The sequence below is a fragment of the Acidovorax sp. LjRoot129 genome, assembly GCF_964253765.1.
Taxonomy (GTDB): domain Bacteria; phylum Pseudomonadota; class Gammaproteobacteria; order Burkholderiales; family Burkholderiaceae_C; genus Acidovorax.
The window spans coordinates 4,978,029-4,985,000 of the sequence record NZ_CAXUSE020000001.1 but is presented as its reverse complement, the minus strand read 5'-3'; the positions used below and the strand labels follow the sequence as shown (position 1 = coordinate 4,985,000).

The 6,972-nt window shown below is 56.2% G+C and carries 4 protein-coding genes, 1 tRNA gene and 2 rRNA genes; 3 read left to right on the top strand and 4 right to left on the bottom strand.

Annotated elements, in window-relative coordinates; translation table 11 throughout:
* Positions 1 to 26 precede the first annotated feature (26 nt).
* From ACSQ3Q_RS22810 to rrf, 3 genes are all read left to right on the top strand, one after another.
* A tRNA-Ala gene (locus ACSQ3Q_RS22810) sits at positions 27 to 102 on the top strand.
* Positions 103 to 462: 360 nt separating this feature from the next.
* Positions 463 to 3,341, top strand: a 23S ribosomal RNA gene (locus ACSQ3Q_RS22805).
* 159 nt (positions 3,342 to 3,500) lie between these two features.
* Positions 3,501 to 3,613: ribosomal RNA gene (rrf, locus tag ACSQ3Q_RS22800) — 5S ribosomal RNA — on the top strand.
* Positions 3,614 to 3,713: 100 nt separating this feature from the next.
* Here the strand turns inward: rrf and ACSQ3Q_RS22795 are convergent.
* From ACSQ3Q_RS22795 to ACSQ3Q_RS22780, 4 genes are all read right to left on the bottom strand, one after another.
* Positions 3,714 to 4,481 carry a class II glutamine amidotransferase gene (locus ACSQ3Q_RS22795; protein ID WP_436136586.1) on the bottom strand — a complete coding sequence of 256 codons (768 nt, stop codon included), beginning with the start codon at positions 4,479 to 4,481 and terminating at the stop codon, positions 3,714 to 3,716.
* A gap of 258 nt (positions 4,482 to 4,739) precedes the next feature.
* The gene (locus ACSQ3Q_RS22790) at positions 4,740 to 6,212 is read right to left on the bottom strand and encodes an MFS transporter (protein WP_436136585.1); all 1,473 of its coding nucleotides are present in this window, start codon (positions 6,210 to 6,212) and stop codon (positions 4,740 to 4,742) included.
* A 36-nt stretch (positions 6,213 to 6,248) separates the two neighbouring features.
* The gene (locus ACSQ3Q_RS22785; RefSeq protein ID WP_322591207.1) at positions 6,249 to 6,437 is read right to left on the bottom strand and encodes a 4-oxalocrotonate tautomerase; all 189 of its coding nucleotides are present in this window, start codon (positions 6,435 to 6,437) and stop codon (positions 6,249 to 6,251) included.
* 46 nt (positions 6,438 to 6,483) lie between these two features.
* Positions 6,484 to 6,756, bottom strand: a complete 273-nt coding sequence (locus tag ACSQ3Q_RS22780) for a cysteine-rich CWC family protein (RefSeq protein WP_436136584.1) — start codon at positions 6,754 to 6,756, stop codon at positions 6,484 to 6,486.
* Positions 6,757 to 6,972: the final 216 nt, after the last annotated feature.

Sequence of the window (6,972 nt, the reverse complement as noted above, 5' to 3'; positions counted from 1 at the left end):
ATATACGGATACGGTATGAGGACACTGGGGGATTAGCTCAGCTGGGAGAGCACCTGCTTTGCAAGCAGGGGGTCGTCGGTTCGATCCCGTCATCCTCCACCAACAACATAGCGGTAGAAATAATTCAACACCAAAGCGGCTTTGACTGGAAACGGTTGAGGCTTCTTTGTTGTTGATCAATATCGATTGATCAATCGGCTGTTCTTTAAAAATTCATAGAGTCGAATCAGCGTTGTCAGAGGAAACTGCACATTCGTAAAGGTTTAGTGCAGACCGTGCCTCTGATGACAATTTTTTGATTGCGTCAAAACGAATATTCAAACCTAGTTTGAAATTCTTAAGTAATACGATGACAACTCGAAAGAGTTGAAGTTGTTTACGGCATAACGCGCTAGGTGAAAGACCTAGCAAGTCCTTGAAAGATTAGATGGCGATGTTTCGAAAGAGACGTCAAAGTTATAGGGTCAAGTGACTAAGAGCATGTGGTGGATGCCTTGGCGATTACAGGCGACGAAAGACGTGATAGCCTGCGATAAGCTTCGGGGAGCTGGCAAATAAGCTTTGATCCGGAGATTTCTGAATGGGGAAACCCACCTCGCAAGAGGTATCGCATGATGAATACATAGTCATGCGAGGCGAACCGGGTGAACTGAAACATCTCAGTAGCTCGAGGAAAAGACATCAACCGAGATTCCGAAAGTAGTGGCGAGCGAAATCGGAAGAGCCTTCTATTGATAGCACGATTGTTAGCAAAACGGAATGGAAAGTCCGGCCATAGCAGGTGATAGCCCTGTATGCGAAAACAGACGTGTGGTACTAAGGTAGAGACAAGTAGGGCGGGACACGAGAAATCCTGTCTGAATATGGGGGGACCATCCTCCAAGGCTAAATACTCGTAATCGACCGATAGTGAACCAGTACCGTGAGGGAAAGGCGAAAAGAACCCCGGGAGGGGAGTGAAATAGATCCTGAAACCGCATGCTTACAAAAAGTAGGAGCCCGCAAGGGTGACTGCGTACCTTTTGTATAATGGGTCAGCGACTTACATTCAGTGGCAAGGTTAACCGAATAGGGAAGCCGTAGAGAAATCGAGTCCGAATAGGGCGAATCAGTCGCTGGGTGTAGACCCGAAACCAAGTGATCTATCCATGGCCAGGATGAAGGTGCCGTAACAGGTACTGGAGGTCCGAACCGACTAGTGTTGCAAAACTAGCGGATGAGCTGTGGATAGGGGTGAAAGGCTAAACAAACTTGGAAATAGCTGGTTCTCTCCGAAAACTATTTAGGTAGTGCCTCAAGTATTACCGTCGGGGGTAGAGCACTGTTTAGGCTAGGGGGTCATGGCGACTTACCAAACCTATGCAAACTCCGAATACTGACGAGTACAGCTTGGGAGACAGAGCACCGGGTGCTAACGTCCGGACTCAAGAGGGAAACAACCCAGACCGCCAGCTAAGGTCCCTAAAATTGGCTAAGTGGGAAACGAAGTGGGAAGGCTAAAACAGTCAGGATGTTGGCTTAGAAGCAGCCATCATTTAAAGAAAGCGTAATAGCTCACTGATCGAGTCGTCCTGCGCGGAAGATGTAACGGGGCTAAGCCAGTTACCGAAGCTGCGGATGTGCAATTTATTGCACGTGGTAGGAGAGCGTTCTGTAGGCCTGTGAAGGTGTCTGGTGACGGATGCTGGAGGTATCAGAAGTGCGAATGCTGACATGAGTAGCGTTAAAGGGGGTGAAAAGCCCCCTCGCCGTAAGCGCAAGGTTTTCTACGCAACGTTCATCGGCGTAGAGTGAGTCGGCCCCTAAGGCGAGGCAGAGATGCGTAGCTGATGGGAAACAGGTCAATATTCCTGTACCGATCAATAGTGCGATGTGGGGACGGAGAAGGTTAGCTCAGCCAACTGTTGGATATGTTGGTTCAAGCCTGTAGTCGTGCCTGGTAGGCAAATCCGCCGGGCTTAGATGAGGGGTGATAACGAGTCTGCTTGCAGACGAAGTGAGTGATACCCTGCTTCCAGGAAAAGCCACTAAGCTTCAGCTATTGACGACCGTACCGCAAACCGACACTGGTGCGCGAGATGAGTATTCTAAGGCGCTTGAGAGAACTCAGGAGAAGGAACTCGGCAAATTGATACCGTAACTTCGGGAGAAGGTATGCCCCAAGTAGGTGAACCTGTACAAGGCGAGCCCAACGGGGTTGCAAAAAATCGGTGGCTGCGACTGTTTAATAAAAACACAGCACTCTGCAAACACGAAAGTGGACGTATAGGGTGTGACGCCTGCCCGGTGCTGGAAGATTAAATGATGGGGTGCAAGCTCTTGATTGAAGTCCCAGTAAACGGCGGCCGTAACTATAACGGTCCTAAGGTAGCGAAATTCCTTGTCGGGTAAGTTCCGACCTGCACGAATGGCGTAACGATGGCCACACTGTCTCCTCCTGAGACTCAGCGAAGTTGAAATGTTTGTGATGATGCAATCTCCCCGCGGAAAGACGGAAAGACCCCATGAACCTTTACTGTAGCTTTGTATTGGACTTTGAACAGATCTGTGTAGGATAGGTGGGAGGCTTTGAAGTGAGGTCGCTAGATCTCATGGAGCCAACGTTGAAATACCACCCTGGTGTGTTTGAGGTTCTAACCTAGGTCCATTATCTGGATCGGGGACAGTGCATGGTAGGCAGTTTGACTGGGGCGGTCTCCTCCCAAAGCGTAACGGAGGAGTTCGAAGGTACGCTAGTTACGGTCGGACATCGTGACGATAGTGCAATGGCATAAGCGTGCTTAACTGCGAGACTGACAAGTCGAGCAGATGCGAAAGCAGGACATAGTGATCCGGTGGTTCTGTATGGAAGGGCCATCGCTCAACGGATAAAAGGTACTCTGGGGATAACAGGCTGATACCGCCCAAGAGTTCATATCGACGGCGGTGTTTGGCACCTCGATGTCGGCTCATCTCATCCTGGGGCTGTAGCCGGTCCCAAGGGTATGGCTGTTCGCCATTTAAAGAGGTACGTGAGCTGGGTTTAAAACGTCGTGAGACAGTTTGGTCCCTATCTTCCGTGGGCGCTGCAGATTTGAGGAAGCCTGCTCCTAGTACGAGAGGACCGGAGTGGACACACCTCTGGTGTATCGGTTGTCACGCCAGTGGCATTGCCGAGTAGCTAAGTGTGGAAGAGATAACCGCTGAAAGCATCTAAGCGGGAAACTCGTTTCAAGATGAGATCTGCCGGGGCCTTGAGCCCCCTAAAGAGTCGTTCAAGACCAGGACGTTGATAGGTCAGGTGTGGAAGCGCAGTAATGCGTTAAGCTAACTGATACTAATTGCTCGTGAGGCTTGACCCTATAACTTTGATTGCCAGCATGCATCCAGAAATGAATGTGTGCAAAGCTCAAAGATTGTTATGCCAAGTTGACGCAGTCAAAACACCAAAAGCTGATTTAACTCTATGAATTCGTTGTACTGAACTCCCCACGCGGCGTTCAGTATGGCAACCCTTTATGCCTGATGACCATAGCAAGTTGGTACCACTCCTTCCCATCCCGAACAGGACAGTGAAACGACTTTGCGCCGATGATAGTGCGGGTTCCCGTGTGAAAGTAGGTCATCGTCAGGCTCTTACAGCCCAGAAAACCCCAGTCAGATATGACTGGGGTTTTTTGCTTTGCGGGGCAATGAATTCTTTGGGGCTGTGACATCCAAAGCCTCACTGCCGCTCAGAGCCTCAGCCGCCGGCCTTGCTCGAACACCAGCAGCTCACCCTTGCCAAACGCCGTCCATTCTTCGTTCGTCGTCAGCGGGCTCGTCACGATCACTGCCACTTCGTCTCGCTCGCCCGTCTCGCGAGAAAAATCCAGTCTCACGTCCTCATCACTCAGTTGCGCCTCCCCAAATGGGTACCTCCGCTCTATGTAGTACAGGTTTGTCGACGCGTGGCTCCACAATGCCTGGCCGTTGGACAGTAGGAAGTTAAAGGTCCCATGCGGGCTTATGCGTGCAGCCAGCTCTGTGAGGGTCAGGGTGAGCTCCCGCACTGACGGCACGCTGGCGTGAGACTTGGCGAGTTCTTGCATGAGCCAGCAGAACGCGTGCTCGCTGTCCGTATCTCCCACGGGACGGAAGTGCGAATGAAGACGTGACCGAAAGTCCTTGAGATCACCGTTGTGGGCAAATACCCAATACCGGCCCCAAAGCTCGCGTACGAAGGGGTGGCAGTTCTGCAAATTCACCACGCCCTGGGTCGCCTTGCGGATGTGCGCAATCACGTTTCGACTTTTGATGGGATACCGGCGGATCAGTTCGGCCACAGGCGAGTCCACCGCTGCCAAGTGGTCGACGAAATGCCGCAGGCCCTTGTCCTCGAAAAACGCGATTCCCCAACCGTCGCTGTGGTGATCGGTCTTGCCGCCGCGCTGAGCGAATCCTGTGAAGCTAAAGGTGACGTCCGTGGGGACGTTGCAGTTCATGCCGAGCAGTTGGCACATGACAAGATTTCCATTTCGGCATTGTTCGTAAAAAGGCGCGAGGGGCTACCAGACGCTCTGTTGTACCCCGCACCTTCTGGGGTGTCGTCACCATCTTCGTTTATAGCGTGCGACACACACTCGGCTGAACGGTGAAGTGTGTGCACGACGCACAAGCATCGAAGGCTTTTACTACGCCTCTCGCCCGCCACGATCAGCACGGTTCCACAGGGTATCCATACCTGTCCTCCCTGGGCTGAAGTCAGCGCAGAAATCGCATCAGACGTGCTTCGCCGGAGTTACCGCCGGCGCTGCTTTCAACTGCCAAGCGGCAACCAGCGCCAATCCGCACAAGCACGTCAGCATCAAAAACGTCTCCCCAAACGCCGCGGTGCGCGCCGGGTTGCTGGCCCCAGTGGCCAGCGCCACGCCGTGTGCGCCCAAGCGCCATTCGAGGACGATGCCGCACAGGCTCACACCCGCGGCGCCGCCCAGCATGCGCAGAAAACCGATGGTGCTCGAGCCTTGGGAAATCAGCGACTTGTCGAGCGGCCGCATGGACCCCAGGTTCAGCGATGGGAGGATGAACCCGAGGCCGATACGCCCCAGGATGGCCAGCGCCACCAACACCCACAGCGAAACCCCCAGCCCGACAAACACCATCAGCCCGAAGGACAACGCTAACAGCGCAAGGCCGATGCTCACCAGCAAATGGGTAGGCTGCCGGTCGGCGAGGCGACCGACCACGGCGATGGTGACCGCGAGCACAAACCCCGCGGGCAACATCAAGGTGCCTACGTGCGAAGCCGACAACTCCAGACCAAGCTGCATAAAAACAGGCAGGAGATAGGTTGAGCCGAACAGCGCGGTGCCGTAGATGAACGCGACGACGCTGCCCATTGCAAACTGCCGGTACTGAAACAGCCGCAGGTCCATCAGTGGCTTGCGCCCGAGCCGAGCCTGGCGGCGCTGCCAGCCGATGAACAAACCCACCGCCAGCGCCGCGCCGGTCAGCAGAGCACCTGCTTCAGCGGCAGAGCCACCATGCAGCGACACGAGCCCGTTGAGCAAACACAGCGTGCCCACCGTGCCGAGCAACAGCCCGCGCCAGTCGAGCGCGTCGCCCTGTCGGTTGGCCTCGACGCCACCCGGCGCGGTCACAGGCACAAACTTGTAGGCCAGCGCAATGGATGCGAGGCACAGAGGCACGACCATGAAGAAAATCGAACGCCAGCCGAACCAGTCGACCAGCAGTCCACCAATGCTCGGGCCGATGGCGGGCGCGAGCACCACACCCATGCCGAAGATGCCGCTGGCCCGCCCCTGCTCGTGGGGTTGAAACGCATAAAGAATGATGACGGCGGGAATAGGCTGCACCACCCCGGCGGCAAGCCCCTCGGCGACGCGCGCAGCAAGCACCAAGCCGAAGTCCCGCGCCAAGCCGCCCCCGATACCGCCAGCCAGAAGCAGCAGCATCGCGCCGACATAGGTGGCACGGTAGCCATACCGGGACAGCAGCCACGGCGTGGTCAGCATCGACACCGTGGTGGCCACCATGAAGCCTGAGCTCACCCACTGCGCGCGCTCCTGGCCGAGCGCAAAGTAGTGGCTCATGTCCGGAATGGCCACGTTCACGATGGTGGACGACATGATCGACGCCATCGTGCCGACCATGACCGACAGCAGCAGGAACCAGCGGTAGCGCTCGCCATAGCGTTCGCGCAGCACGGAGAGCGAGCCGGGTTGCGCCATGGCGGGGTTGTCTGCGGCCGCTGTAAAAAGGGTGGATCAGGTGCGCTCAGACCACAGCTTGCCGCCCGTCGCCCAGTTCTCGCGCTTGACGTCGGTGATCAGGATGTCGACCGACTCAGGCGAGCCGCCGAGCACTTCGACCGACACCCGCGTGATTTCTTCGACCAACTTCTTCTTCTGCTCGACCGTGCGGCCTTCCATCATCTCGACGTGGTACGTGGGCATATCAGCTTCCTTGGATTGAGGTGGTTGCAACAAACGAAAGCGGAAATCATATCGGCGCGGACGGTACGGCATCGTCATCGCCGCCGGCCGAGTCCTGCTGCGGGCCCAACGATCCGCAAGCGGGACAAATACACACTCGCCCGCGCTGCTCGGCCGACACGGCTGCCAACGCCTCGGGCGCAATGACCCGCGCCATGCACCAGCAGCTCTGGGCGGGCAAGCCTGCAGCGACTGCACATTGGTTGGGCTGACCGCAAAGCGGGCAAGCGCCTGCGAACGGCGGTGATGGCGGGTCGTGGGATTGGGTGGCGAGAGGCATGGCTAACGGAGAAACACCCGACGCGCACCCAGGAGGTGATGCAGTGCGCGGCGTGCACGGGCCAGTGTACGGCGCCAGGATTCCCCTGAACGCGACTCAGCGTTCGGACTCCCCACCGCCCAGGTCGGCCCGCTAGGACACTGCGGCTGACAGGGGCCAGCGCACAGGTGCCGGACAAAACGGGGTGACCGGGCGGCAGGTGTCAGTTAGCCCGCG